This is a genomic window from Sphingopyxis sp. GW821-FHT02C12 (genome assembly GCF_059421785.1).
On the sequence record NZ_JBWKVQ010000001.1, the window covers coordinates 2,620,998 to 2,646,629 of the forward strand.

The following is a 25,632-nucleotide window of genomic DNA, read 5'->3' on the forward strand; positions in this document are numbered from 1 at the left end:
CCTATGAAAAAGCCATCTTCCTTCTCGCGCGGCTGGTCTTCGGCCGCCTTTTCTTTGCCCGCGGCGCTGCTGGTCGCGCTTGCCGCTCCGGCACAGGCGCAGACGGGGGCTGCCGCGCCGCCGCCCGTCGCCGCGATGCCGGTGCCCGGCGACCTCGAACTCGCCAAGCTGATCTGGTCGACGCTGACCGCGATCGACCATGCCAATCAGTCGGGCAATTATTCGGTGCTGCGCGACATATCGTCGCCGTCGTTCCAGCTCGCCAATGATCCGTCGCGACTGGCGCAAATCTTCGCCTCGCTGCGTGACAATCGCGTCGACCTGTCGAACAGCCTGTTGCTGGCGCCCGTCTATAACGGCGCGCCGCAGGTCGGGGCGGGGAACATCCTGCGCGTGCGCGGCAGTTTTGGACTGCGCCCGACCGCGGTCGCCTTCGACTTCGAATTTCAGTGGTATAATGGCAAGTGGCGGCTGTTCGGGGTGGCGATTTCGCCGATGCCGCTCGCGACCCAGCAGCCGGGCGGCGGACCCGAAGTTCCCGACGCGCGCCGCAGGGGAGGGCAATAGCCACGTTTCACGCCCCTGCCGCCGCGCAGGGGCTTGCATTTGGCCGCGAATCTGGCTAGTGGCGCTCCCAACGGAACGTCGCGGGTTCGCGGCGCTTCTTTTATTGCCCTTATATCGGCGATTTATGGCGGACCGGCTATCCGGTTGCCGTTCATCGTTGGACGAACCGGAGACGACACGGCACATGCAGATCATCGTTCGCGACAATAATGTCGACCAGGCCCTTCGTGCGCTCAAGAAGAAGCTGCAGCGTGAGGGCGTGTATCGCGAAATGAAGCTGCGCCGTCATTACGAAAAGCCCAGCGAAAAGCGTGCGCGCGAACATGCCGCCGCCGTCCGCCGCGCCCGCAAGATGGAGCGCAAGCGGATGGAGCGCGACGGGATCAAGTAAGACCCGTCCTTCCCGTTCGGGATCCGGATTTGAAAAAGGCGCTGCAGCAACGCGGCGCCTTTTTCGTTGTGCGGCGTGTGTGCAATTGTCGCTGGACCGCTCCGCGCCGCTCCGCCTATAGGCGAGCCGATGTTTTTGCTCCGCCGAAATATGGTGCGGGGGCAGGGGAAGGATCAGAAAATGAGCGTGACGACGGTTCCATTGCGTCCGGTGAGCAAGGGCGGCCTGTGGCTGATGTGGTTCGGCGTTGCGGGGCTGATTGCCGCGGCGATCGCTTTCGCGGTGATGTCGACCCCCCGGATCGGCTTTGAAGTCGTCAAGGAAGGCACGGGCAACAGCCCGACCATGTCCGACGTCGTGCTGGTGAAATATGAAGGCAAGCTCGACGACGGCAAGGTTTTCGACGCCAATGAACAGGCGCCGTTCCAGGTCGCGCAGACCGCGCCGGGCTTTGCCGAGGCGCTGACCCGCATGAAAAAGGGCGGCAAGTACAAGGTCACCATCCCGCCCGCGCTGGGTTATGGCGACAAGGACAATGGTCCGATCCCGGGTGGCAGCACGCTGCACTTCGACGTCGAACTGCTCGAATTCAAGACCGAGGCCGAGGTTCGCGCGATGCAGCAGCAGATGCAGATGATGCAGCAGCAGATGCAGCAACAGCAGATGCAGGGCGCCCCGCCACAGGGCGCGCCGCAGCCCTGACCCGGAGCAGGGACTTTCGGGCATTCAAGACGGCGGCGGGTTGATCCTGCCGCCGTTTTTGTTTGGGGCGGTTTTCGGGTGGCGAGTGGACGTCGTCGTATTTCCCGTCGTCATCCCGGACTTGATCCGGGATCCCGCTTTTTTGAGGCATCAACAGGCTTCGATTTCAAGCGGGACCCCGGATCAAGTCCGGGGTGACGAGACGAGAGAGAGAGGCGACTCTCGGTCGTGAGCGGCCCTGTCGGCCTGCTCGACGCCCTTTTTACCCCGCCGCCTTTCGCTTCCCCTGCGTCCCGGCATTGCGCTCGGCCTCGCGCTCCAGCGCGACCTTGATCATCGCGACGATCGGGTCGGCGAGGAACAGGCCCATGATGCCGAGCAGGGCACCGAACAATATCTGCGCACCGAGGACGAGGGCAGGGGCGAGGTCGACGGTCTGCTTCGCCACCATCGGCACGATCAGATAGCCGTCGACCGTCTGGACGATGAAATAGATGGCGATGGCGGCGAGCCCGGTGTCGGTCCCGGCCGAAAAGCCGACGAGCACCAGCAACACGCCCGACACGATCGCGCCGATATTGGGGATGAAGGCGAGCAGCCCGGTGAGCAGCCCCATCAGCGCCGCCATCGGGATGCCGACCGCGAGGCAGGCGAGCCAGGTGCCGATCCCCTCGACCAGCATGCCGAGCAGGCGCCCCGCCATCAACCGGCGCAGGGTGAAGCCCATGCGCGCGGTGACGATGTAGAAATTCTCGCGGGCGTTCATCGGCAGCATCCACGCCACCCCGCGCTCATAGAGTCGCGGTTCGATCGCGAGGAAGACCCCGAGTACCAGCACCATGACCAGGCTGGTCAGCGCACCGAGCACGGTCCCGACCGCGGCGGTGACGCGTCCGACGGTGCCGGCCAGATTTTCGGTGATCGTCTTGGTGTCGATCTGCAGATTGCCCATGCCATGCGCGCTGGCCCAGGCGGCGATGCGCTCGACCTGTCCCATCACCACTGTCTGTAGCGTAGCGGCCTGATCTGCGATCTGCGAGCCCGCGAACAGGATGGTCCAGACGAGGAAGGCGACGAGCGAGAGACAGACGATCAGCAGCCGCCAGCCGCGGCCGATTGGTAGCACCCGACCGAGCAGGCGGGTACCGCCGTCGAGCATCGCCGCCATGACGACGCCGGCGAAGATCAGCAGGATCGGCTGGATCAGGATGATGCAGACGCCGATCAACAACGCGAGGCCGAGCCAGACCCCGGCCTTGAGCAATTCGCCGCGGACCGCGTCGCTGCGGATTTCGGTGGGGCCGGGCGCCTCGACGCTGGCCTTGGCTTTCGCCCGTGCGTCGGTCTCGGCCATGCGCTGTGCTCCCCTGTGCCTAGCTGCCCTTACGTTCGGGGGTCAGGTCGGTTCCCGCTCGGCCCGAGCGTAGCGCCTGAAACCAGCTGATCGGGTTGTACCATTTGGCGGTGCCGTCGGTCGAGAAGGTGATGATCTCGGCGCGGCCCGCGATGACGTCGAACGGCACCGCGCCGCCGAGGCCCAGTTCGCCGACGGGAACCCGGCTGTCGGCGCTGCCGTCGCGGTTGTCGCCCATCAGGAACAAATGGTCCGCCGGGACCTTGTAGGGGCCATATTCGTCGACGCTCGGCCGTTCGCCCATGTCGATGGTGTCATAGGACGCGCCGTTCGGCAGCGTTTCGCGGATGATCGGCAGCACCAGCGTTTCGCGGCCCGATCCGTCGACCTGCCTGAACCGGTCGAGCGCGCTGCCGCCGCCGCCTGACGGCGTGTTGGCGTCGACGGGGATGCGCAGGTCGGGCTGCTGTTCGCGCTTCACCGGCTTGCCGTTGATGAACAGCGCGCCGCCCTTCAATTCGATCGTGTCGCCGGGCAGGCCGATGACGCGCTTGATATAGTCGGTGCGGTCGACCGGATGCTCGAGCACCACGATGTCGCCGCGCTCGGGCAGTTTCGCGAAGATGCGGCCTTCCATCCTGGGGAGCAGGTGAAAGCTCGCCGAGGCATAGGACCAGCCATAGGGATATTTGCTGACGATCAGGCGGTCGCCGCTGAGCAACCCGGGCATCATCGAATCGGACGGAATATAAAAGGGCTTGGCGAGCAGGCTGTGGATGCCGAGCACCAGCAGCAGGATCACCGCGATATCGCGGATCAGCTTGCCCCAGCTTTCCTCGCCCTTGGCGCCGCCGCTCTTGTTCTTTGCCATGTCGGTCCTTGCCTAGTCCTTCAGTGCTTCGATGATGACGAACGCCTGGGCCCAGGGATGATCGTCGGTCAGTGTCAGATGGATATGGGCCTTGTGTCCCGCAGGGATCATCGCCGCGAGCCGTTCGGCCGCGCCGCCGGTCAGTGCGAGCGTCGGCGCGCCCGAGGGGGCGTTGACGACGCCGATGTCCTTCATGAACACGCCACGCTTGAAGCCGGTGCCGACCGCCTTGGAGAAGGCCTCCTTGGCGGCGAAGCGCTTGGCATAGGTGCCCGCACGGGTGAACGGCCGCCGCGCCGCCTTGGCGCGTTCGACGTCGGTGAACACGCGATTCTCGAACCGCTCGCCGAAACGGTCGAGCGAATTCTGGATTCGCTCTATATTACAGAGGTCGGAGCCGAGTCCGATGATCATCCTCGCGCCTCGTCCATCAGGTCGCGCATGCGGCGCACCGCATCCTCCAGCCCGGTAAAGATCGCCTCGCCGATCAGATAATGGCCGATGTTGAGCTCGGCGAGTTGCGGGATCGCGGCGATCGGGATGACATTGTCATAGGTCAGGCCATGCCCGGCATGCGGTTCGATGCCGTTTTTCCACGCGAGCGCGGCGGCGTCGGCGATCCGGCGCAATTCGGCGGCGCGTTCCTCGCCCTCGACATGCGCGTAACGGCCGGTGTGGAATTCGACCACCGGCGCGCGCAGCCGCATCGCGGCCTCGATCTGACGCGGGTCGGGTTCGATGAACAGGCTGACGCGAATGCCCGCGTCGTTCAGCCGCGCGACGATCGGCGCGAGATGGTTGTGCTGTCCGGCGGCGTCGAGCCCGCCCTCGGTCGTGCGTTCCTCGCGCTTTTCGGGGACGATGCACGCGGCGTGCGGCATATGGCGCAGCGCGATTTCCAGCATTTCCTCGGTCGCCGCCATTTCGAGGTTCAGCGGCAGGTCGGTCGCGGCCTGGATGCGCGCGAGATCGTCGTCGCGGATATGACGCCGGTCTTCGCGCAGGTGCGCGGTGATGCCGTCGCCGCCGACCGCCGCGACGATCTCGGCCGCGCGGACCGGATCGGGATGCTCGCCGCCGCGCGCATTCCGGATCGTCGCGACATGGTCGATGTTGACCCCGAGGCGGAGGCGCCCACCAGATCGTTCAAGATTCAATTCGCGCGGCTCCCCGGCTTCACCGCCTTGGTCTTTGCGAGTTCGGGTGGCAGTTCGTCTTCGGCATAGGTCGGGAAGTTGATCGCGACGAGCGGATAGAAGGGAACGCCAAGGTCGACGCTGCCCGCCGAGCGGTCGACGAGCGCCGCTTCGGCGATCACTTCGCCGCCGGCGTCGGCGACGCACGCCATCGCTTCGCGTGACGACAGGCCGGTTGTGACGACATCCTCGACCATCAGCACCTTGGCACCCGGTGCGATGGTGAAGCCGCGGCGCAGTTCGAAGGTGCCGGTCGGGCGTTCGACGAAGATCGCGGGCTTGCCGAGCGCGCGGCCCATTTCATGGCCGATGATGACGCCGCCCATCGCGGGCGAGACGACGATGTCGATCGCCTGTTTGAGGTCGCGCGGCAGCTTGGCGGCGAGCGCGATCGCGAGCCGTCCGGCCCGCTCGGTGTCCATCAGCACGCGTGCGCACTGGAGATAATATTCGCTGTGCCGCCCGGAGGAGAGCAGGAAATGCCCCTGCAGCAGGGCGTCGGCGGCGCGGAATTCGGCCAGGATGTCGTCGTCGGTCATGGGAGAATGGGTCTTTTGTTCAGGACGTCGTCCATCGGGAACGACGGGGTTTCGACGGGGCAGATTTGCCAGCCGCAAAATAGTGTTAGAGATGCTTGAGGCAAGCGGCAAGCGGGTCTATAGCGCCCGCGAGATTCAGCCAGCCGCCCGGCTGCCGCGACGCATGTCCGGTATCCGCGCGGCGGGAATGAAGCATCGATAAGAACAACAGGCAACGGGCGGCACTATCCTTATGAAGAGCTTGAAAACCCTTGTAATCGCGGCGGTTTTGTCGCTGGGCGCGGTCAGCGTCGGTCAGGCGGCGGCACCGGCGGCGGCACCTGTCGCGGCCCCCGCAGCGACCACCGCGGCGAATCCGGCTCCGGCCCCCGCCGATGCGGCGGCTGCGACGACCGCCGCTCCGGCTGCGGCCGATGCGACGAAGGCGGCGGCGGTTCCCGCCGGCGACGCGACTTATGTGCCGATGAAGCCGACCCCGGGCGTGGGTCAGCCGGTCGACGCGGGGATCAACTTCCAGCCGCAGGTCACGCCGATCGGCGTCCAGGCCTATGAGTTCAACCACTATATCCTGCTGCCGGTGATCGTGGTGATCTCGCTCTTCGTTCTCGGTCTGCTGCTCTGGGCGGTGGTCCGCTACCGCGCCGCCGCGAACCCGGTGCCGTCGAAGACGACGCACAACACCTTCATCGAAATCATCTGGACCGCGATCCCGGTGCTGATCCTCGCGGTCATCGCCGTCCCGTCGATCCGCCTGCTCGCGGCGCAATATGAACCGCCGTCGAAGGAAGCGCTGACGATCAAGGTCACCGGGTATCAATGGTATTGGGGTTACGCCTATCCCGACCAGGGCATCGGTGAATATGTCTCGAAGATCCTGACCGAAGACCAGGCCAAGGCCGCCGGCGAGCCCTATCACCTCGCGGTCGACAACCGCATGGTCGTCCCCGTCGGCCGCCAGGTGAAACTGATCATCACCGGCGCCGACGTGATCCACAGCTTCGCGGTCCCGGCCTTCTGGACCAAGATGGACGCGGTCCCCGGCCGCGCCAACGAGACCACCTTCACCGCCACCAAGGTCGGCGTCTATTACGGCCAGTGTTCGGAGCTTTGCGGCGTCGACCATGGCTATATGCCGATCGCGGTCGAAGTGCTGCCGGTCGACAAATGGGAAGCCTGGGTCCGCTCGCGGGGCGGCAATCCGGCCGGTCCGGTGGCCGCGGCACCCGCCGCCGCGCCGGCTCCGGCGCCCGCCGCCGCCACCGCTCCGGCAACCGCGCCGGCCGCCACGACCGAAGCCGCACCGGCTGCAGCGGCGCCCGCCGCCGCCCCGGCCGCCAAGAAATAACAAGGGGTCCGACAGATGACCGATATTGCTGCAACTGCACCCGCTCATGGCCATGCCGATCACGCGCATGACGACCATGACCATGACACGCCCGGATTCTTCGTCCGCTGGTTCATGTCGACGAACCACAAGGACATCGGCACCCTCTACCTGATCTTCGCGATCGTCGCCGGTATCGTCGGCGGCGTGATTTCGGGCATGATGCGCCTCGAACTCGCCGAACCCGGCATCCAGTATCTGGGTGACTGGGCGCGCATGTTCGACTCCGCGGCCGGCGAAACGCAGGCCAAGCATATGTGGAACGTGCTGATCACCGCACACGGCCTGATCATGGTGTTCTTCATGGTCATGCCCGCGATGATCGGCGGTTTCGGCAACTGGTTCGTGCCGCTGATGATCGGCGCGCCCGACATGGCTTTCCCGCGCATGAACAACGTGTCCTTCTGGCTGACCTTCGTCGCTTTCGTCATGCTGACGGGCTCGATGTTCGTCACGGGGGGCAACGGGCTTGGCGCCGGAACCGGCTGGACGGTCTATGCCCCGCTGTCGACCAGCGGGTCGCCCGGGCCGGCGGTCGACATGGCGATCTTCTCGCTCCACCTCGCGGGTGCGGCGTCGATCCTTGGTGCGATCAACTTCATCACCACCATCTTCAACATGCGCGCGCCGGGCATGACCCTGCACAAGATGCCGCTGTTCGTGTGGTCGGTGCTGGTCACCGCCTTCCTGCTGCTGCTCGCGCTGCCGGTTCTCGCCGCTGCGATCACCATGCTGCTGACCGACCGCAATTTCGGCACCACCTTCTATGATGCGACGGGCGGCGGCGATCCGGTGCTCTACCAGCATCTCTTCTGGTTCTTCGGCCACCCCGAAGTGTATATCATGATCCTGCCGGGCTTCGGCATCGTCAGCCAGATCATCTCGACCTTCAGCAAGAAGCCGGTGTTCGGCTATCTCGGCATGGCCTATGCCATGGTCGCGATCGGCGTCGTCGGGTTCATCGTGTGGGCGCACCACATGTTCACCGTCGGCATGAGCGTGAACCTGAAGATGTACTTCACCGCCGCGACGATGGTCATCGCGGTGCCGACCGGCATCAAGATCTTCAGCTGGATCGCCACCATGTGGGGCGGCTCCATGAGCTACAAGACCCCGATGGTCTGGGCGCTCGGCTTCATCTTCATGTTCACCGTCGGCGGCGTCACCGGCGTCGTGCTCGCCAACGGCGGGGTCGATACCAACCTGCACGACACCTATTATGTCGTCGCGCACTTCCACTATGTGCTGTCGCTGGGCGCGGTCTTCTCGCTCTTTGCCGGCTTCTACTACTGGTTCCCGAAGATGTCGGGCCGGATGTACAGCGAAGTCCTCGGCCAGCTGCACTTCTGGATCTTCTTCATCGGCGTGAACGTCATGTTCTTCCCCCAGCACTTCCTGGGTCAGCAGGGCATGCCGCGCCGTTACCCCGACTATGCGGAAGCCTATGCTTACTGGCACCACATCTCGTCGCTCGGCTATGTCATCATGGCGGTCGGCATGATCTTCTTCTTCGTGAACATCCTCTACTCGCTGTTCGCCGGCAAGAAGGCCGCCGACAATCCGTGGGGCGAAGGCGCGACGACGCTCGAATGGACGCTGTCGAGCCCGCCGCCGTTCCACCAGTTCAACGAACTGCCGCGTATCGCCTGATTGCACTCGCCCCCTGCCAAATAGCCTTGGCAGGGGGCGATAGCTTTCCGGCCTGGAGTTATCATGGCGCAGAGCCTGACCCATGGCGACCTGGCCCTTCCGGCCGACTGGCGCGACCTGTTCGCGCTGACCAAGCCGCGCGTGATGTCGCTCGTCGTGTTCACGGCGCTGTGCGGCCTGCTCGCGGCGCCGGGGACCGTCCATCCGGTTCTCGCCTTCTCGTCGATCCTCGCGATCGCGCTGGGGGCAGGGGCCTCGGGGGCGCTCAACCAATGGTATGAAGCGGGTCTCGATGCCAAGATGAAGCGCACCGCCGGGCGCCCGCTGCCCGCCGGACGCCTCGACCCGCAGACCGCATTGCAGTTCGGGGTCGGACTCGCCGCCTTCTCGGTCTTTTTGATGCTGTTCGCGTCGAACTGGCAGGCGGCGCTGCTGCTGCTGGTTTCGATTCTGTTCTACGTCTTCGTCTACACGATGTGGCTCAAGCCGCGGACGCCGCAGAATATCGTCATCGGCGGCGCCGCCGGCGCCTTTCCGCCGCTGATCGGCTGGGTCGCCGCGACCGGCACTGTCGCACCGTTGCCGGTGCTGCTGTTCCTGCTCATCTTCCTGTGGACGCCGCCGCATTTCTGGGCGCTCGCGCTGTTCGTGCGCTCGGACTATGCTGCTGCGGGCATCCCGATGATGCCCGTCGTCGCGGGCGAGAAATCGACGCGGCGCCAGATTCTTTTCTATGCGCTGATCATGGCCGCCGCCGCGATCGCGCCCTGGCCGCTCGGCTACACCGGCGCGATCTATGGCTGGATCGCGGTGGTGCTCTCGGCGCTGTTCGTGATATTGTCGGCGCAGGTCGGCACGCGCATGGCGCGAGAGGGCGATCCGATGCAGCCCGAAAAGCGCCTCTTCGCCTATTCGATCGCCTATCTTTTCATATTGTTCGGCGCGGTTGTCGCCGACCATTGGTGGCCGCTATGACCGAACCCGTGAACGACGCCCCCGAACCCTTCGACGAGGCCGAATATCGCCGCCGTCAACGCAGCCGCGCGAATCTGATGGCGGTGCTGCTCGGCGGGCTTGCGATACTCTTTTTCTTCATCACGATCGCCAAGATGACGGTGCTGAAATGATCGCGCGGATGTCGCCCAACGCGAAAACCGCCAGCCTCGCTGCGTTGCTCGCGATTTCGATGGTCGGCCTGGGGTTCGCGGCGGTGCCGCTCTATAATCTTTTCTGCCGCGTCACCGGCTTCGGCGGCACGACCCAGCGCTACGACCCGGTCGCCGCGGCGGAAACGCCGCAGGTGCTGAGCCAGACGATTTCGGTCCGCTTCGACGCCAATGTGTCGCCCAAGCTGCCGTGGAAATTCTATCCCGAGCACCCGACCGACACGGTCAGCATCGGCGCGCGCGACATGGCGATCTTCATCGCCGAGAATAATTCGTCGCATGCCGTGACGGGGACCGCGAGCTTCAACGTCACCCCCGACGCCGCGGGCAAATATTTCACCAAGATCCAGTGCTTCTGCTTCACCGAACAACGGCTTGAGGCAGGGCAGCAAGTGCGCATGCCGGTGCTGTTTTTCGTCGATCCCAAGATCATGGACGATCCCGACGCGCGCGACATCCAGGAAATCACCCTCAGCTACACCTTCCACCCTGTGGAGCCAGTAGACGGGGGCAAAAAGGCGAGCTAAGGCCGCGATCAAAGAGTCTTACCAAGGCCGGCGGACGATGGGGAATCGTGATGCTGGGGCTGCTAAAAACGGGAAAAACGCCATGTCCGGTGCGAAACATCATGACTATCACCTCGTAAACCCGAGCGTCTGGCCGCTCATCGGCTCGGCTGCCGCGCTGGTGATGTTCTTCGGCCTCGTGATGTTCATGCACGCCGACTATTTCGGCGGCGCGGGCAAATGGGTGCTCGGCCTCGGCTTCATGGGCGTCATCGCCACCTTCTTCAGCTGGTGGTCGGACGTCATCAACGAAGCCCATGCCGGCGACCACACCCCGGTCGTCCAGCTGCACCTGCGCTATGGCATGATCCTGTTCATCGCGTCGGAAGTCATGTTCTTCGTCGGCTGGTTCTGGGCCTGGTTCGACTTTTCGCTGTTCCCGGTGCCGATCGAATATGCCGACGGCGCGGTCACCTCGCTGTTCGGCCAGGACGGCGCCGCCGCGATCACCATGTGGCCGCCGAAGGGCATCCACGTCATGGACGCCTTCTCGCTGCCTTTGCTCAACACGCTGATCCTGCTCTGCTCGGGCACCACGATCACCTGGGCGCACCATGCGCTGATCCACGGCGACCGCGAAGGCCTGAAAAAGGGCCTGTGGGCGACGATCATCCTCGGTGTCGTCTTCTCGTCGATCCAGGCTTATGAATATAGCGTCGCGCCGTTCGGCTTTGGTCAGAGCAACTACAGCTCGGCCTTCTATATGGCGACCGGCTTCCACGGCTTCCACGTGCTCGTCGGCACGATCTTCCTGATCGTCTGCCTCGCGCGTACCTACAAGGGCCACTTCACCCCGACCCAGCATTTCGGCTTCGAAGCGGCTGCCTGGTACTGGCACTTCGTCGACGTCGTGTGGCTGTTCCTCTTCATCATCGTCTATGTCTGGGGCGGCTGGGGCGCACCTGTCGCCGCGCACTGAGTTGCCGGACACCGACCAACTTCAAAAGGGGCAGCCGCCGCTCTGGCGCGCTGCCCTTTTTGGTCTCTGCCCCGAATGCGGGACGCCGGGACTGTTCGAGGGCGCGGCGAATTTTCGCGAACGCTGCCCGACGTGCGGCTTCGATTCGGGCCGCTACAATGTCGGCGACGGCCCCGCCGCCTTCCTGACCCTGATTATCGGCGCGCTGCTGATCGTCGCCGCGCTCCTGCTCGATGCCGCGCTTGCCCCGCCCTTGTGGGTGCATGTCATCCTGTGGGTGCCGCTGACCGTCGCCGCGGTCATCTATGGCCTGCGCATCGCCAAAGGAGCGCTGCTGGCGAGCGAGCATCAGCGCGACGCGGCCGAGGGACGGGTGGAGAAACCGGATGACTGACCAGCCTGCAACCCCCGAAACCCCGGACACGTCCGCACCCGCCCGCCGCTGGCCGATCGTCCCGACGATCCTCGTCCTCGCCGCGGTGGCGACGATGATCGCGCTCGGCGTCTGGCAATTGCAGCGCAAGGGCGAAAAGGAAGCGCTGATCGCGCTCTTTCAGCGCAACAGCGCGATGTCGGCGACCGTCGCCTATCCCAAACTGCCGCCGGTTCCCGACACGATGCTCTATCGCAAGAGCAGCGTCGCCTGCCTCGAACCCGTGCGCTGGGACCAGCGCAGCGGCACCGACCGCGCCGGCAAGACGGGGATCCGCATGATCGCCGACTGCCGCACCGGTGCCGAGGGGCCGGGCGTGCTCGTCGACGTCGGCACCGCCGACGACTTCACTCCGCCGAAATGGACCGGCGGCATCGTGCAGGGCACGATCGTTCCGGGTCCCGAACAACCGACGCTGATCGAACGGATGACGGGCAAGGCCGTGCCGGCGCGCGCGATGCTTGTCGCCGACGCCCCGGCGCCCGGGCTGCGCGCCAGCGCGGTGCCGTCGGCCGCCGACACCCCGAACAATCATCTCGCTTACGCCGGGCAGTGGTTCCTGTTCGCCGCCGCGGCGCTGATCATCTACATCATCGCGGTGCGCCGCCGCTTGCGGGCTTGAGCGGACACCGCTAGGCGCTGGGCCGCCATGGAATATATCAGCACCCGCGGCTCCGCGCCGACCCTCGACTTTCGTGCCGCCACGCTCGCCGGCCTCGCCAGCGACGGCGGGCTTTATGTGCCCGCGACATGGCCGACGCTGAGCCGGGACCAAATCCGCGCCTTCGCCGGCCTCGACTATGTCGAAACCGCGGTGCGGGTGATGACCCCCTTCGTCGCGGGCGCGCTCGACGAGGATGAACTGCGTCAGCTGTGCAAGGCGGCCTATGGCCGGTTCAGCCACGACGCGGTGACCCCGCTCGTCCAGCTCGACCATCGCCACTGGCTGCTCGAACTGTTCCACGGCCCGACGCTGGCGTTCAAGGATGTCGCACTGCAACTGCTCGGCCAGTTGTTCGAGAAATTCCTCGCGGGCGGCGACACCAATATCACGATCGTCGGCGCCACATCGGGCGACACCGGCTCGGCGGCGATCGAGGCGGTTGCCGGGCGCGAGCATATCCAGATCTTCATGCTCCACCCCGAAGGACGGGTGAGCGACGTCCAGCGGCGGCAGATGACGACGGTGCTCGCCCCCAACGTCCACAATATCGCGATCGACGGCAGCTTCGACGATGCCCAGGCGATGGTGAAGCGCCTGTTCGGCGACGAGGAAGCGCGCGGCCAGGTCACGCTGTCGGCGGTGAACAGCATCAACTGGGCTCGGCTGATGGCGCAGGTCGTCTATTATTTCTACGCTGCGGTTCGCCTCGGCGGTCCCGACCGCCCGGTCGCGTTCAGCGTACCCACCGGCAATTTCGGCGACGTCTTCGCGGGCTATGTCGCCTCGCGCATGGGGCTGCCGATCGCGCGCCTCGTCGTCGCGACCAACGTCAACGATATCCTCCACCGCGCTTTGACCAGCGGCGACTATAGCGCCGGCACGGTGACGCCGACCGCGACGCCGAGCATGGACATCCAGGTCAGCAGCAATTTCGAACGGCTGCTCTTCGACCTGTCGGGCCGCGACGGCGCTGCGATCACCGGCATGATGGGCGACTTCGACACCAACCGCGCGATGACGATCCCCGCCGACATGCTCAGCGGCGCGCGCGGGCTGTTCTCCAGCGCCAGCATCGACGGCGATTCGATGTCGCTCGCGCTGCGCTGGGCGCAGGAAAAGGGCGGGCAGGTCATCGACCCGCACAGCGCGGTCGGCCTCGCGGCGGCACGCCAACTCGACATCGATGCGGACATTCCCGTCGTCACCCTCGCCACCGCGCATCCCGCGAAGTTCCGAGAGGCGGTCGAGCGTGCGACCGGCGTGCGTCCGGCGCTGCCCGCGCGGCTCGGCAATCTCTTCGATCGCGAGGAACGCTATACCAAGCTGCCCGGCGACTATGACGCGGTGAAGGCCTTCGTCCTCGCGGAAGCCGCGCGTGGCTGATCTGCTACCCCTCGTCACCCTCGTCGGCGAGGCGTGGGACGATTATGGGCTGGTCGACAGCGGCAACGGGCGCAAGCTCGAGCGCTATGGCCGCTTCCGCTTCATCCGTCCCGAACCGCAGGCGATGTGGGCGCCCGCGCTCCCGCAAAGCGAATGGGACGCCGCCGATGGCGAGTTCATCCCGGCGTCGGACGACGACGGCGGTGGTCGCTGGTATTACAACAAGCCCGTTCCGCAGGAGGGCTGGCCGCTCGGCTGGCGCGAAACGCGCTTCACGGCGCAATGCACCCCCTTCCGTCACCTCGGTTTCTTCCCCGACATGGCGCCGGTGTGGGACTGGCTGCGCGGGCAGATCGCCGACAAGCCCGATCCCGCCTTCCTCAACCTGTTCGGCTACACGGGCGTCGGCAGCCAGGCGCTCGCCGCCACGGGTGCGTCTGTCACCCATGTCGACGCGTCGAAGAAATCGGTGTCGCAGGCGCGCGAGAATGCCGCGCTGGCGGGCATGGCCGAAAAGCCGGTCCGCTGGATCGTCGATGACGCCGGCAAGTTCACCGCGCGCGAAGTGCGGCGCGAGAAGCGCTATGACGCGATCCTGCTCGACCCGCCCAAGTTCGGGCGCGGCCCGACCGGCGAACGCTGGCAGCTCGAGGAAGGGCTCGCGCCATTGCTCGCTGACTGCCGCCAGCTGCTCGACGCCGACAGCCGCGCGCTGTTCCTCACCGTCTATGCGGTGCGCATGTCGGCGCTGGCGATCGGTGAATTGCTGAACCAGCTCTTCGCCGACCTTCCCGGCAAGGTCGAATGCGGCGAACTCGCGGTGCGCGAAGAGGCGAGGGGGCTGCTGCTTCCCACCGCGATCTTCGCGCGCTGGAGCCGCTGAGCCTTAATCCGGCACCGTTCGCGGCGAGCCGGGCAACTCGCGCCCCGGCGCGCCGTTGCCTGGACATGGGGGCGGCGGGGCCGGCTCTTCCGGCTCTCGTGCGCTCCTTCGTCAAGGAGACGCATCATGGCTGACACGCTCGAACGCGGCGGAACCAATCGCCTCATTTCCTCCGACAAGGTCGAAGGCACCACCGTCTACAATCCGCAGGATGAAAAGCTTGGCACCATCGCCAATGTCATGCTCGACAAGGTTTCGGGCAAGGCCGACTATGCCGTGCTGCAGTTCGGCGGCCTCTTCGGCCTCGGCAGCGATCACTATCCGATCCCCTGGGATATGCTGCGCTACGACACCGAAAAGGGCGGTTATGTCGTCGAGATCAGCAAGGAGCAGGTGACCGGCGCGCCGCGCTATGCGCGCGACGACACCCCCGAATATACCGACGAATATGGCCGCACCGTCTATGGCTATTACGGGCTGAGCTATCCGATGCTCTGACCGGAACCATATGAAGGGGCCGGCGCCGCCGGCCCCTTCCGCCGCCCACGGACCCTCCGCTGCACCGATCCCCGGTGCAATTTCCTTGTCCGTTGCATAGGAATGCAACGACGACCCGCGTTGACAATGAGAACGTTCTCATTTAGATAACGTTCACATTAGCGAAATGCCGCCGAAAATGAGCGGCTAAACGGGAGGGAACAGGGATGCAGGCTCCGCATAAGCTTTGGCTCGCGAAGATTCTGGCCGGCACATCGGCGGTTGCGCTGATGAGCGTGGCACAGGTCGCGATGGCGCAGGACGCCCCCCCCGAAGACCGCACCGTCGATGGCGACGAGATCGTCGTCACCGGCATCCGGGCCAGCCTGTCCGCCGCCGCCGATATCAAGCGCGATGCGCAGGGCGTCGTCGATGCGATCTCGGCCGAAGACATCGGCAAATTCCCCGACACCAATCTCGCCGAATCGCTGCAACGCATCACCGGCGTGTCGATCGACCGCTCGAACGGCGAGGGTTCGCTGGTCACGGTCCGCGGCTTCGGCCCCGAATTCAACCTGGTGACGCTCAATGGTCGCCAGATGCCGACCGCCTTCATCGGCGATGGCGGCAGTGCGCCCGCGTCGCGTTCGTTCGACTTCGCCAACCTTGCGTCCGAGGCCGTTTCGGCGGTCGAGGTGTACAAGAGCGGCCGCGCGACGAATGAATCGGGCGGCATCGGTTCGACGATCAACATCCGCACCCCGCGCCCGCTCGACAAACCGGGCATGCACGGCAGCATCTCGGCCAAGGCGGTCTATGACTCGTCGCGCAACGAGGGCAATCCGGTCACCCCCGAAATCTCGGGCATCTTCAGCACCACCTTTGCCGACGACACGATCGGCATCCTCGTCACCGGGTCGTACCAGAAGCGCAAGTCGAGCACGAACTCGGCCAATGTCGGCTGGCGCGACGGGTATCTGGGGTCCGAGAACAACTGGGGTTCGCTGGCCCAGCCGGGTACGCCGGGCGCGGCGCGCATCACCAACCGGCCCGACCCGACCGACGTCTATCAGGTGCCGCAGAACGCCTCCTACGACCTCAACGACGTCAACCGCGAGCGTATCAACGGGCAGGCGGTGCTGCAATTCCGCCCGACCGACAGCCTGACCGCGACGATCGATTATACCTATTCGCGTAACACCGTCGAAACGCGCAACAGCAATGTCGGCATCTGGTTCAACCATGAAAACACGACCAGTTCGTGGACTGACGGCCCCGTCGCCGGCCCGATCTTCTATTCCGAAGCCTTCCCGCAGCCGCCGGCTCCGCCCAGCACCACCGCGCTCAACGGCGGCAAGGACCTGTCGTACAGCGGCTCGCTGACCGAAAACCGCGCCGAGAATAAATCGCTCGGCGGCAATATCCATTGGGACGGCCCCGGCGGCGTGACGATCGACCTCGACTATCATCGGTCGAGCGCGACGGTGAAGCCGGTCAACCGCTTCGGGTCGAGCACGTCGGTCGGTAACGCCATCTTTGGTATCGCCAACCAGACGGTCAACTTCGAGAACGACCTGCCGGTCCTCTCCTACAATATGCATCCCGGCATCGATCCGCTGAACGCGGCGCTGATCCAGCCGACCGGCAACGCCTTCCGCGCCGCTTATTTCCGCGACGAGATCAACCAGGTCCAGCTGCGCGGCAATTACGACCATGACGGGGGCTTCCTCGACAGCATCGATTTCGGCGTCTCCTATGTCGAGAACAAGGTCCGCTCGGCCTTCGGCACGATCCAGAACGACACCTGGGGCGGTTCGGGTCCGGCGGCCGACATTCCCGACGACATCTTCACGCTCGAAACGCTGCCCGACAAATTCCCGGGGCTGGCGCAGCCGGGCATGATCCAGAGCTTTTACCGGTTCGACTATGAGCGCATGGTCGACCTGATCGAAAGCAAATATGGCGTCTGCAGCCGACCGCAGACGGGTTCGGCGGCGATCCCCGGCACCTGTATCGCGGCCTTCAACACCGACCGGCGCATCACCGAAAAAACGCTGGCCCCCTATTTGCAGGTCGCGACCAAGTTCGACCTCTTCGACAATCCGGCGCATTTCGTCGCCGGCGTCCGCTACGAGGTCACCGATGTGTCGTCGGCGGCGCTGGTACCGGTGCCGACCGGCACGCGCTGGGTCGGCGACAATGAATTCAACATCATCTTCTCGGGCGACAGCGATTTCACCCGCTTCAAGGGGTCGTACAACAACTGGCTGCCGGCGGTCGATTTCGACATCTCGCCGATGGATAATGTGAAGCTGCGCGCATCGTACAGCCACACGATCACGCGCTCCGACTATGCCAATCTGCAGGGCGGACGCACGCTCGACACGCTGTTCCGCGTCGGCGGCGGCGGCGGGGCGCAGGGCAATCCGGGCCTCGTTCCCTACAAGTCGAAGAATATCGATCTGTCGGCCGAATGGTATTACTCGCCGGGCAGCTATGTTTCGGTCGGCTATTTCCACAAGGACGTCAGCAACTTCATCTCGACGACGCGCATCGATACCGAGGCGTTCGGCCTGACCACCCCGGTCGGTGGTCCGCGCTGGAACGCGGCGCTCGCCTCGCTCGGGGCGAACGCGACCGTCGCCCAGATCCGCCAGTACATCTTTGCCAACTTCCCCAATTCGGTGACGATCACCGGGGGCGGACCGGGCACCTATGTCGGCACGATCAACAGCATCCCGGGCGATCCGGCGCTGAACTTCGAGATTACGACGCCGATCAACAGCGACCAGACCGCGTCGCTCAACGGCTTCGAATTCGCGCTCCAGCACAGCTTCTGGGACACCGGCTTCGGGGTCATACTGAACTATACAATCGTCAATGGCGATGCGACCTATGACAATAAATTGCCGTCGTCGGTGCCGCAATTCGCGCTGACCGGGCTCAGCGACAGCGCCAACGCGGTCGCCTACTACGACAAGAACGGACTACAGGCGCGTGTCGCGTGGAACTGGCGCGAAGAATTCCTCCAGAGTTCGGGGCCGAACCCGACCTATATCGAGGATTATTGGCAGATCGACGCCAGCGCGAGCTATGAGTTCATGCCGGGTCTCACCGGGTTCGTCGAGGCGATCAACATCACGGGCGAGGGCCGGCGCGGGCATCTGCGGCACAACAACAATGTGACTTTCGTGTCGCCGGGCTTTGCCCGCTACGCGGCGGGCGTTCGCTTCGCCTTCTAGGGCGGGCGCGGTGCATTGACCGACTGGCGAGAGAGCCGCGCTTCCAATCGGGGCGCGGCTCTTTTGCGTGACGCGGGCCGGCGAGTGGCTTAGGAACGTTCCCAATGGCAAAAACGGTCGAGAGGGTGGTCATTGTCGGCGGCGGCACCGCTGGCTGGCTGGCGGCCGCGCGGCTCGCCGCGGCGCGTCCTACGCTCGACGTGACCCTGATCGAAGCACCCGACATTCCGACGATCGGGGTGGGTGAGGGCACCTGGCCGACGATGCGCGCGACGCTGGCCGCGATCGGGATTCCGGAGGGTGAATTCCTCGCGGCGTGCGACGGGTCGTTCAAACAGGGATCGCGCTTCGACTTCTGGGTTGATGGTGCGGCAGACGATCGCTACCTTCACCCCTTCACCGCGCCGCCCGCGCTGCCGACCGGCGAACTGCTCGCCGCCTGGCAGGCGACGGCGGCGGACAGGCGTTTCGGCGCCGCGATGACCGCGCAGGCCGCGGTCTGCGACCTCGACCTCGACCTCGCGCCGCGCCAGCGCGCGATGCCCGATTATCAGGGCGCGGCGAACTACGCCTATCATCTCGATGCCGGAAAATTCGCGGCGCTGCTCCGCGATCATGCGACGCGGCGGCTCGGCGTCCGGCACATTGCCGATCATGTCACCGCGGTGACGCGCGGCGAGGGCGATACCCTCGCGGCGGTCGTCATCCGCGCGCATGGCGAGATAGCGGGCGACCTGTTCCTCGACTGCACCGGGCACGCCGCGCTGCTGATCGGCGGCGAACTGGGCGTCGAATGGATCGACCGCAGCGACACCCTGTTCAACGACCGCGCACTCGCGGTGCAGGTGCCCGTCGCCGAGGGCAGCGCGATCGCCTCGCAGACGATCTCGACCGCGCACCGCGCGGGATGGATCTGGGACATCGGCCTGCCGGGCCGGCGCGGCATCGGCTGCGTCTATGCCAGCCGCTTCCTGGGCGACGACGCGGCCGAGGCCGAACTGCGCGCCTATATTGCGAGGGTCCTGCCGGGCGCGCCCGATGTACCGGTCCGCCGCCTGAGCTTTCCGACCGGCCACCGCGCGCGCTTCTGGCAGGGCAATTGTGTTGCGATCGGCCTGTCGGCGGGCTTCATCGAACCGCTCGAAGCCTCGGCGATCGTGCTGATCGAATTGTCGCTGAACGCGCTGATCGACAATTTCCCGGCCAGCGCGTCGGCGATGCCGATCCACGCCGGGCGGTTCAACACGCTCTTTCGCTATCGCTGGGATCGCATCGTCGAATTCCTCAAACTCCATTATGTGCTGAGCAAGCGCCCCGAGCCCTATTGGCTGGCGCAGCGTGACCCCGCGTCGGTCCCGCAACGCCTCACCGATATGCTGGCGCTGTGGCAGGAGCAGCCGCCATCGGCCTGGGATTTCCCGCAGGTCGACGAGATTTTCTCGGCCGAAAGCCACCAATATATCCTCTACGGCATGGGCTATCCGATCCCTCCCGACCTCGTCGCCAGCGACCGCGCGGTCGCGGCGCTCGCCGAGCAGCGCCAGCGCGCCCGCTCGCTCGCCTCGGCGCTGCCGACCAATCGCGACTATCTCGACGCACTCACCGCCACCGCCACTGCGGCGGAATGAAGGACCCCGAATGACCAGGCACGCCGCGCTCGACACCAACAGCCACCGCGACCTGCGCGTCCGCACCGACGCGGGCGCCGACCTTGGCGACGCGGTGATGGCGACGCTGACCGTGCCGAGCGAATTTCGCCAGGTGCAGGCGCATTATCCGATCCTGTTCCGCCGCGAGACCGGGCAGGAGGCGTTTATCGCGATGGCGCTGTTCGGGTTCGAGCCGGGCGAAAATCTCTATCTCGACGGCACCTGCTGGGACGCCCGCTATCGCCCGCTGTCGGCCGCGATCCAGCCCTTTCTTGTCGGCCGCCCGGCGAACGGCGACGGGCCGGGGCAGGTGCATATCGACCTCGATCACCCGCGCCTTGCGGACGGCGGCGACGGGGTGCGGCTGTTCGACGCCGACGGCCAGCCAACGCCTTATCTCGAGGATATCGCCGAAAAGCTCGGCGCGCTCGACGAGGGGTATCGCGCCAGCGGCGATTTTTTCGCGGCCTTGCGCGACCATGACCTGCTCGAACCTTTCACGCTCGAGGTGACGCTCGACGACGGCGCGGTAAACTCGCTCGTCGGTTTCCATATCATCGACGAGGCGAAGTTGCAGGCGCTCGATGCCGACACGATCGGCAAGCTCCACGCCGCCGGGCATCTGATGCCGATCTTCATGGCGCTCGCCTCGCTTGCCCAGCTCGCGCCGCTGATCGCGCGCAAGAACCGCAGGCTCGGCCATGGCTGAACGCGACGGCGCGATATACGACCGCCTGGCGCGCGTGCCCGAGCGCTTATGCGATAAGGGGGCGGGGCTCGACGCGTTGCTGGAAGGCGCGCGCGAGCCCTTTGTCCTGCGCGGCCTTATCGCCGACTGGCCGTTGGTCGCTGCGGCTAAGCGCTCGGCGCGCGACGCGCGGCGCTATCTGCTCGACCACGCGCGCGACCGGCCCTTCGCGGTGTCGATCGGCGCGCCGGGGCACGACGGACGGCTGTTCTACGACGCCGACATGGCGATGAATTTCCGTTCGGGCACCGGCAAGCTGCCCGACATCTTCGCCGGCATCGACACGGCGGAGAAGCGCGGCGAAGCGCGCACCGTCTATCTCGCCTCGATCGACATTCCGGCGCATTTCGACGGCCTCGACGCCGCCAACCCGATCGACCTCGGCGCCCGCGATCCGCTCAAGAGCATCTGGATCGGGACGAAGACGCGGATCGCCGCGCACAATGACTTTCCTGACAATCTCGCGTGCTGCGCCGCGGGCCGCCGCCGCTTCACGTTGTTTCCGCCCGACCAGTTCGCCAACCTCTATCTCGGCCCGATCGACAACACCCCGGCGGGGCGCGCGGTCAGCATGGTCGATTTCGGCGCGCCCGATCTCGCCGCCCACCCGCGCTTCGTCGAGGCGATGGCGCACGCGATGACCGTTGAGCTCGACCCCGGCGACGCGCTCTTTATCCCGTCGATGTGGTGGCACCATGTCGAGGGGCTCGAACCCTTCAACATCCTCGTCAATTACTGGTGGCGCAGCACCCCGGCGTGGCTCGGCCAGCCGCAGGAGGCGCTCAACCACGCGATCCTCGCGATCCGCGACCTGCCCGACGCCGACAAGGCGATCTGGCGCGCTCTGTTCGACCATTATGTGTTCGAGAATGGCGCCGACGTCACCGACCATATCCCCGAGGCGGCACGCAGCATCCTCGCGCCGCTGACCCCCGAAACCGCCGGGCGCCTCCGCGCCTTCCTCCTGAGGAGCCTGAGCCGATGACCGACAAGAAACAACGCATCGTCATCGCGGGCGGCGGCACCGCCGGCTGGATGGCCGCCGCCGCGATCGCGCGCACCATGGGCAACGCGGTCGATCTGACGCTCGTCGAGTCCGAAGCGATCGGCACGATCGGCGTCGGCGAAAGCACGATCCCGCCGCTCGTCAACTATAACCGGCTGCTCGGGATCAACGAGGCCGATTTCATGCGCGCGACGCAGGCGACCTTCAAGCTCGGCATATTGTTCGATCATTGGAAGCAGCCGGGCCACCGCTATTTCCACAGCTTCGGGCTGACCGGCAAGGACCATTGGTCGGCGGGATTCCAGCATTTCTGGCTCCACGGCAAGACGCGCGGGCACGAGCAGAGCTACGACGATTATTGCATGGAACTCGTCGCCGCGCTGGAAGGCAAGTTCGCGCACCTGCCGAACGAGGGCATCAACTATGCCTATCAACTCGACTCCGGCCTTTACGCCCGCTTCCTGCGCCAGATGGCCGAGGGCGACGGCACGAAGCGCGTCGAGGGCAAGATCGCGCGCGTCGAACTCGACAGCGAAAGCGGGGACATCGCGGCGCTCGTCCTCGACGGCGACCGGCGGATCGAAGGCGACCTGTTCCTCGACTGCACCGGTTTCCGCGCGCTGCTGATCGAGGGCGCGCTCCACGCGGGCTTCGACGACTGGACGCACTGGCTGCCGTGCGACAGCGCGATCGCGCTCCAGACCCCGAACGTCCGCCCACCGGTGCCCTATACGCGCGCGATGGCGCATGATGCGGGCTGGCAATGGCGCATCCCGCTCCAGCATCGCACCGGCAACGGCCTCGTCTATTGCAGCCGCTATCTGAGCCGGGACGAAGCGCTCGACCGGCTGCTCGGCAATATCGAGGGCGAGGCGCTGACCGAGCCGAATTTCCTGCGCTTCACCACCGGGGTGCGCCGCCGCCAATGGTATCGCAACTGCATCGCGGTCGGGCTGTCGAGCGGCTTCACGGAACCGCTCGAATCGACGAGCATCCATTTGATCCAGCGCGCTGTGCTGCGCTTCATCCGCATGCTACCGCTCGGCAAGGTCAGCGAACGCGACATTGCCGAGTACAACGATCAGCAGATGCAGGACAATCTGCAGATCCGCGACTTCCTGATCCTCCATTATAAGGCGACCGAACGGCGTGACAGCGCCTTCTGGCGCCAATGCGCCGACATGCCGATCCCCGACAGTCTCGCGCAAAAGATCGAGCTGTTCCGCGAAACCGGCCGCGTCTTCCGCAAGAATGAGGAATTGTTCGCCGAGAACAGCTGGGTCCAGGTGATGATGGGGCAGGGGGTCGCGCCGCAGAGCCATCATCCGATCGCGACCAAGCTGAGCGACGAGGAACTGGCGCGCTTCCTCGGCGGCATCCGCGACAATGTCCGCGACACGGTGGCGAAGCTGCCCGAGCATCACGCCTATGTCGCGCGCTATTGCGGCGCCGCGGTGCCGCAGGCGGCATGATGCGCGTCTGGCCATGCGGCGAAGTTGTCGCTAGCAGGGCGCGTTGCGCAGCTAGCGGGGATCGGACGATATAATGGGGCGTCGGCGGCAGTCGGTGACGATCAAACATGTGGCGGCCGATGCGGGGGTGTCGCTGCAGACGGTGAGCCGCGTCATCAACAACGAACCCAATGTCCGGCCCGAGATGAAGGAGCGCGTCCAGGCGTCGATCGACAAGCTGGGGTATGTCCCGTCGATCGCGGCGCAGCGGATGAGCGGCTCGCGATCCTATCTGATCCTCGCGATCAACGACCGCGAACGGACCATCGCCGACTGGAATGCGCGCGAAGGCACCGACTGGGTCGACCAGATGCTGTTCGGCGGCATGCTCAAATGCGCCGAGCTCGGGTACCGGATGATCTTCGAACTCGTCGACACCCACAACGACCATGTCGAGCGCGAACTGCGCGCGATCATCGCGGCGCTCCAGCCCGACGGCGTCATCCTGACCCCGCCGCATTCGGACAATCCGCTGATCGTCGCATTGCTCCACCAGCAGAAGATCCCCTTCGCGCGCATCGGCTCGCACGGCGGCGATGCGGGGATCGCGCTGACGATGGACGACGAAGGCTCGGCGGCGCTCGCCACCCGCCATCTCGCCGCTCTCGGCCATCGCCGCATCGGCTTCATCTCGGGCTCGGTCGAATATGACCTCAGCCACTGGCGCATCGACGGCTGGCGCGCCGAGATGGCCGCTGCCGGCCTGCCGACCGACGATCTGCTCGCCGAGGGCGATTTCAGCGCCGCATCGGGCGAGGCGGCGGCGCGGCAGTTGCTCGCGCTTCCCGACCGCCCGACCGCGATCATCGCGAGCAACGACCAGATGTCGCTCGCGACGCTTGGCGTGGCGCGCGAATGCGGTCTCGACGTGCCGCGCGACCTGTCGCTGATCAGCTTCGACAACACCCCGATCATCCGCTTCACCCCGCCGGGGCTGACCGCGGTCGACCAGCCGATCGCCGCGACGGTGTCGCGCGCGGTCGAACTGATCATCGCCGCCCAGCGCGGCGAACCGCGCCCCACCGCGCCGACCGTCGTTCACGGCAGCCTGATCGAGCGCGGCTCGACCGCGGCGCCGTCCGCGAATGGCTGAGGACGCCGGACCGCGCCGCCAGTCGACCGGGTTCCTGCTGCTCTACGCGCTCGCCGCCGCCGGCGGTGCGATCGCCTATGTGCCCTTCCTGACCATCTTGCTGCCGGTGCGGATGACCGCGCTCGCGGGGACGAACGACATTCAGGCGCTCGGCTATGTCACCTTCTTCGGCGCGATCGCGGCGAGTACGGGGGGCGTGCTGTTCGGCTGGCTCAGCGATCGCACCGGCAACCGCCGTGGCTGGGTGACCGCGGGCCTGCTGCTGACGATCGCGCTGCTGCTCGCGGTGCCGCTGGCGAAGGATGTGCCGTCGCTGATCGCGATCATCATCGGCTGGCAGCTCGCGCTCAACATGATGCTCGCCCCGCTCGCGGCTTGGGCCGGCGATAGCGTCCCCGACCAGCAAAAGGGGCTGCTCGGCGGGCTGCTCGCCTTCTCGCCCGCGCTCGGCGCGGTCTCTTGCGCCTTCGTCACGCTGCCGGGCCTCGCCGACGCCGACGGCCGCCTCGCGCTCGTCGCGGTGCTGGTCGCCGGCGCGGTACTGCCCGTGTTGCTGCTCGGCCGGCCGCGCGCCTTTCCCGAACTCAATCGACCCGGCACCCCGGAACCCGAAACCGGCACGCCGCGGCCCCGGTCGATCGTCGTCCGCATGTGGAGCGCGCGCCTGCTCGTCCAGATCGCCGAGGCGGCGCTGTTCGCCTATCTCTTCTTCTGGTTCCGCTCGATCGAGCCGACGATCACCGACAGCGAGACCGCACAGCTGTTCAGCCTCGTGCTGACGATCGCGGTGCCGATGGCGCTGCTCGCCGGCCGCTGGGCCGACCGCACCGACCGCCCGATCCTGCCGCTAGCGATCTGTACGGGCATATTGACGCTCGGCCTCACCGGGATGGCGCTGGCCGAAACACTGCTGGCGGCCAAGCTCGCCTATGTCGTCTTCGGGGTCGCGGCGACGATCTTCCTGTCGCTGCACAGCGGCCAGACGCTGCGGGTGCTCCGGCGCCCCGACCGGCGCGGGCGCGATCTCGGCCTGTTCAACCTGACCAACACCGTGCCGTCGCTGATCATGCCCTGGCTCACCATTTCGTTGGTCCCGGGTTTCGGCTTCGATGCGCTGTTCCTGCTGCTCGCGGCCTTTGCGAGCATCGCGGTCGTCCTGCTCGCCACGATGCCGCGCCTGCGCTGATAGCGCAATCAAACAGGCGCTTGATTTCATTCACCCGCTATGCGAGAGGATG

General features: G+C 65.9%; 26 protein-coding genes. 21 read left to right on the plus strand and 5 right to left on the minus strand.

The features are described 5' to 3' along the window. Positions 1 to 3 precede the first annotated feature (3 nt). The 3 genes from AC07U1_RS12595 to AC07U1_RS12605 all read left to right on the plus strand — a co-directional run bounded on the left by AC07U1_RS12595 (position 4) and on the right by AC07U1_RS12605 (position 1,660). Positions 4 to 567, plus strand: a complete 564-nt coding sequence (locus AC07U1_RS12595) for a hypothetical protein (RefSeq protein WP_492738988.1) — start codon at positions 4 to 6, stop codon at positions 565 to 567. Positions 568 to 751: 184 nt separating this feature from the next. After that, positions 752 to 958: a 30S ribosomal protein S21 gene (gene rpsU / locus AC07U1_RS12600; protein WP_037510267.1), complete on the plus strand. Its 207-nt coding sequence runs from the start codon at positions 752 to 754 to the stop codon at positions 956 to 958. A 180-nt stretch (positions 959 to 1,138) separates the two neighbouring features. Beyond that, on the plus strand, positions 1,139 to 1,660 hold the full coding sequence (locus AC07U1_RS12605; RefSeq protein ID WP_187138852.1) for an FKBP-type peptidyl-prolyl cis-trans isomerase: 522 nt from the start codon (positions 1,139 to 1,141) through the stop codon (positions 1,658 to 1,660). Between the two features lie 262 nt (positions 1,661 to 1,922). On the opposite strand, the gene AC07U1_RS12610 is transcribed toward AC07U1_RS12605, so the two are convergent. From AC07U1_RS12610 to pyrE, 5 genes are read right to left on the minus strand one after another with little or no spacing between them, the layout of a single operon-like run. Next, complete coding sequence (locus AC07U1_RS12610) at positions 1,923 to 3,014, minus strand: AI-2E family transporter (protein WP_495176281.1); 1,092 nt, start codon at positions 3,012 to 3,014, stop codon at positions 1,923 to 1,925. A 19-nt stretch (positions 3,015 to 3,033) separates the two neighbouring features. Beyond that, entirely contained in the window at positions 3,034 to 3,885 is an 852-nt protein-coding gene (lepB, locus tag AC07U1_RS12615) for a signal peptidase I (protein ID WP_056348178.1), read from the minus strand. Between the two features lie 12 nt (positions 3,886 to 3,897). Then, the gene (gene acpS / locus AC07U1_RS12620; protein ID WP_056348177.1) at positions 3,898 to 4,299 is read right to left on the minus strand and encodes a holo-ACP synthase; all 402 of its coding nucleotides are present in this window, start codon (positions 4,297 to 4,299) and stop codon (positions 3,898 to 3,900) included. After that, positions 4,296 to 5,042, minus strand: a complete 747-nt coding sequence (locus tag AC07U1_RS12625) for a pyridoxine 5'-phosphate synthase (protein WP_187138849.1) — start codon at positions 5,040 to 5,042, stop codon at positions 4,296 to 4,298. The genes acpS and AC07U1_RS12625 overlap by 4 nt, the downstream gene beginning before the upstream one ends. Next, on the minus strand, positions 5,039 to 5,620 hold the full coding sequence (gene pyrE / locus AC07U1_RS12630; RefSeq protein WP_187138848.1) for an orotate phosphoribosyltransferase: 582 nt from the start codon (positions 5,618 to 5,620) through the stop codon (positions 5,039 to 5,041). The genes AC07U1_RS12625 and pyrE overlap by 4 nt, the downstream gene beginning before the upstream one ends. 232 nt (positions 5,621 to 5,852) lie before the next feature. Here pyrE and coxB point away from each other — a divergent pair, with 232 nt between their 5' ends. The 18 genes from coxB to AC07U1_RS12720 all read left to right on the plus strand — a co-directional run bounded on the left by coxB (position 5,853) and on the right by AC07U1_RS12720 (position 25,580). Continuing rightward, positions 5,853 to 6,965: a cytochrome c oxidase subunit II gene (gene coxB / locus AC07U1_RS12635; protein WP_495176280.1), complete on the plus strand. Its 1,113-nt coding sequence runs from the start codon at positions 5,853 to 5,855 to the stop codon at positions 6,963 to 6,965. A gap of 15 nt (positions 6,966 to 6,980) precedes the next feature. After that, positions 6,981 to 8,654, plus strand: a complete 1,674-nt coding sequence (ctaD, locus tag AC07U1_RS12640) for a cytochrome c oxidase subunit I (protein WP_056348166.1) — start codon at positions 6,981 to 6,983, stop codon at positions 8,652 to 8,654. 63 nt (positions 8,655 to 8,717) lie between these two features. Beyond that, complete coding sequence (locus AC07U1_RS12645; protein ID WP_056348164.1) at positions 8,718 to 9,629, plus strand: heme o synthase; 912 nt, start codon at positions 8,718 to 8,720, stop codon at positions 9,627 to 9,629. Beyond that, positions 9,626 to 9,781, plus strand: a complete 156-nt coding sequence (locus AC07U1_RS12650; RefSeq protein ID WP_495176279.1) for a cytochrome c oxidase system small membrane protein — start codon at positions 9,626 to 9,628, stop codon at positions 9,779 to 9,781. Before AC07U1_RS12645 ends, AC07U1_RS12650 begins: the two co-directional genes overlap by 4 nt. Then, positions 9,778 to 10,347, plus strand: coding sequence for a cytochrome c oxidase assembly protein (locus tag AC07U1_RS12655; RefSeq protein WP_056348162.1), 570 nt, complete (start codon positions 9,778 to 9,780; stop codon positions 10,345 to 10,347). The genes AC07U1_RS12650 and AC07U1_RS12655 overlap by 4 nt, the downstream gene beginning before the upstream one ends. A gap of 82 nt (positions 10,348 to 10,429) precedes the next feature. After that, the gene (locus tag AC07U1_RS12660; protein WP_495176278.1) at positions 10,430 to 11,305 is read left to right on the plus strand and encodes a cytochrome c oxidase subunit 3; all 876 of its coding nucleotides are present in this window, start codon (positions 10,430 to 10,432) and stop codon (positions 11,303 to 11,305) included. Between the two features lies 1 nt (position 11,306). After that, on the plus strand, positions 11,307 to 11,699 hold the full coding sequence (locus AC07U1_RS12665; protein ID WP_056348158.1) for a DUF983 domain-containing protein: 393 nt from the start codon (positions 11,307 to 11,309) through the stop codon (positions 11,697 to 11,699). Next, complete coding sequence (locus AC07U1_RS12670; protein ID WP_495176277.1) at positions 11,692 to 12,360, plus strand: SURF1 family cytochrome oxidase biogenesis protein; 669 nt, start codon at positions 11,692 to 11,694, stop codon at positions 12,358 to 12,360. The genes AC07U1_RS12665 and AC07U1_RS12670 overlap by 8 nt, the downstream gene beginning before the upstream one ends. 27 nt (positions 12,361 to 12,387) lie before the next feature. Next, positions 12,388 to 13,785, plus strand: a complete 1,398-nt coding sequence (gene thrC / locus AC07U1_RS12675; RefSeq protein WP_495176276.1) for a threonine synthase — start codon at positions 12,388 to 12,390, stop codon at positions 13,783 to 13,785. Next, positions 13,778 to 14,668, plus strand: coding sequence for a class I SAM-dependent methyltransferase (locus AC07U1_RS12680; protein WP_495176275.1), 891 nt, complete (start codon positions 13,778 to 13,780; stop codon positions 14,666 to 14,668). Before thrC ends, AC07U1_RS12680 begins: the two co-directional genes overlap by 8 nt. 126 nt (positions 14,669 to 14,794) lie before the next feature. After that, positions 14,795 to 15,166, plus strand: a complete 372-nt coding sequence (locus AC07U1_RS12685; protein ID WP_495176274.1) for a PRC-barrel domain-containing protein — start codon at positions 14,795 to 14,797, stop codon at positions 15,164 to 15,166. Between the two features lie 206 nt (positions 15,167 to 15,372). Continuing rightward, entirely contained in the window at positions 15,373 to 18,387 is a 3,015-nt protein-coding gene (locus AC07U1_RS12690) for a TonB-dependent receptor (RefSeq protein WP_492738963.1), read from the plus strand. A 104-nt stretch (positions 18,388 to 18,491) separates the two neighbouring features. Continuing rightward, positions 18,492 to 20,015 carry a tryptophan halogenase family protein gene (locus tag AC07U1_RS12695; RefSeq protein ID WP_495176273.1) on the plus strand — a complete coding sequence of 508 codons (1,524 nt, stop codon included), beginning with the start codon at positions 18,492 to 18,494 and terminating at the stop codon, positions 20,013 to 20,015. Positions 20,016 to 20,025: 10 nt separating this feature from the next. Next, positions 20,026 to 20,745: a SapC family protein gene (locus AC07U1_RS12700; RefSeq protein WP_495176272.1), complete on the plus strand. Its 720-nt coding sequence runs from the start codon at positions 20,026 to 20,028 to the stop codon at positions 20,743 to 20,745. Further along, positions 20,738 to 21,769 (plus strand): cupin-like domain-containing protein, encoded by a 1,032-nt coding sequence (locus AC07U1_RS12705; RefSeq protein WP_495176271.1) that lies wholly within the window; start codon positions 20,738 to 20,740, stop codon positions 21,767 to 21,769. Before AC07U1_RS12700 ends, AC07U1_RS12705 begins: the two co-directional genes overlap by 8 nt. Continuing rightward, the gene (locus AC07U1_RS12710) at positions 21,766 to 23,262 is read left to right on the plus strand and encodes a tryptophan halogenase family protein (protein ID WP_495176270.1); all 1,497 of its coding nucleotides are present in this window, start codon (positions 21,766 to 21,768) and stop codon (positions 23,260 to 23,262) included. The genes AC07U1_RS12705 and AC07U1_RS12710 overlap by 4 nt, the downstream gene beginning before the upstream one ends. A gap of 73 nt (positions 23,263 to 23,335) precedes the next feature. Next, the gene (locus tag AC07U1_RS12715) at positions 23,336 to 24,394 is read left to right on the plus strand and encodes a LacI family DNA-binding transcriptional regulator (protein ID WP_495176269.1); all 1,059 of its coding nucleotides are present in this window, start codon (positions 23,336 to 23,338) and stop codon (positions 24,392 to 24,394) included. Beyond that, positions 24,387 to 25,580: an MFS transporter gene (locus AC07U1_RS12720; RefSeq protein ID WP_495176268.1), complete on the plus strand. Its 1,194-nt coding sequence runs from the start codon at positions 24,387 to 24,389 to the stop codon at positions 25,578 to 25,580. The genes AC07U1_RS12715 and AC07U1_RS12720 overlap by 8 nt, the downstream gene beginning before the upstream one ends. Positions 25,581 to 25,632 lie beyond the last annotated feature (52 nt).

Coding starts and splice junctions, on each gene's coding strand:
- AC07U1_RS12595 (WP_492738988.1), top strand. CDS start 4: ATGAAAAAGCCATCTTCCTTCTCGCGCGGCTGGTCTTCGGCCGCCTTT.
- rpsU (WP_037510267.1), top strand. CDS start 752: ATGCAGATCATCGTTCGCGACAATAATGTCGACCAGGCCCTTCGTGCG.
- AC07U1_RS12605 (WP_187138852.1), top strand. CDS start 1,139: ATGAGCGTGACGACGGTTCCATTGCGTCCGGTGAGCAAGGGCGGCCTG.
- AC07U1_RS12610 (WP_495176281.1), bottom strand. CDS start 3,014: ATGGCCGAGACCGACGCACGGGCGAAAGCCAAGGCCAGCGTCGAGGCG.
- lepB (WP_056348178.1), bottom strand. CDS start 3,885: ATGGCAAAGAACAAGAGCGGCGGCGCCAAGGGCGAGGAAAGCTGGGGC.
- acpS (WP_056348177.1), bottom strand. CDS start 4,299: ATGATCATCGGACTCGGCTCCGACCTCTGTAATATAGAGCGAATCCAG.
- pyrE (WP_187138848.1), bottom strand. CDS start 5,620: ATGACCGACGACGACATCCTGGCCGAATTCCGCGCCGCCGACGCCCTG.
- coxB (WP_495176280.1), top strand. CDS start 5,853: ATGAAGAGCTTGAAAACCCTTGTAATCGCGGCGGTTTTGTCGCTGGGC.
- ctaD (WP_056348166.1), top strand. CDS start 6,981: ATGACCGATATTGCTGCAACTGCACCCGCTCATGGCCATGCCGATCAC.
- AC07U1_RS12645 (WP_056348164.1), top strand. CDS start 8,718: ATGGCGCAGAGCCTGACCCATGGCGACCTGGCCCTTCCGGCCGACTGG.
- AC07U1_RS12650 (WP_495176279.1), top strand. CDS start 9,626: ATGACCGAACCCGTGAACGACGCCCCCGAACCCTTCGACGAGGCCGAA.
- AC07U1_RS12655 (WP_056348162.1), top strand. CDS start 9,778: ATGATCGCGCGGATGTCGCCCAACGCGAAAACCGCCAGCCTCGCTGCG.
- AC07U1_RS12660 (WP_495176278.1), top strand. CDS start 10,430: ATGTCCGGTGCGAAACATCATGACTATCACCTCGTAAACCCGAGCGTC.
- AC07U1_RS12670 (WP_495176277.1), top strand. CDS start 11,692: ATGACTGACCAGCCTGCAACCCCCGAAACCCCGGACACGTCCGCACCC.
- thrC (WP_495176276.1), top strand. CDS start 12,388: ATGGAATATATCAGCACCCGCGGCTCCGCGCCGACCCTCGACTTTCGT.
- AC07U1_RS12685 (WP_495176274.1), top strand. CDS start 14,795: ATGGCTGACACGCTCGAACGCGGCGGAACCAATCGCCTCATTTCCTCC.
- AC07U1_RS12690 (WP_492738963.1), top strand. CDS start 15,373: ATGCAGGCTCCGCATAAGCTTTGGCTCGCGAAGATTCTGGCCGGCACA.
- AC07U1_RS12695 (WP_495176273.1), top strand. CDS start 18,492: ATGGCAAAAACGGTCGAGAGGGTGGTCATTGTCGGCGGCGGCACCGCT.
- AC07U1_RS12700 (WP_495176272.1), top strand. CDS start 20,026: ATGACCAGGCACGCCGCGCTCGACACCAACAGCCACCGCGACCTGCGC.
- AC07U1_RS12705 (WP_495176271.1), top strand. CDS start 20,738: ATGGCTGAACGCGACGGCGCGATATACGACCGCCTGGCGCGCGTGCCC.
- AC07U1_RS12710 (WP_495176270.1), top strand. CDS start 21,766: ATGACCGACAAGAAACAACGCATCGTCATCGCGGGCGGCGGCACCGCC.
- AC07U1_RS12715 (WP_495176269.1), top strand. CDS start 23,336: ATGGGGCGTCGGCGGCAGTCGGTGACGATCAAACATGTGGCGGCCGAT.
- AC07U1_RS12720 (WP_495176268.1), top strand. CDS start 24,387: ATGGCTGAGGACGCCGGACCGCGCCGCCAGTCGACCGGGTTCCTGCTG.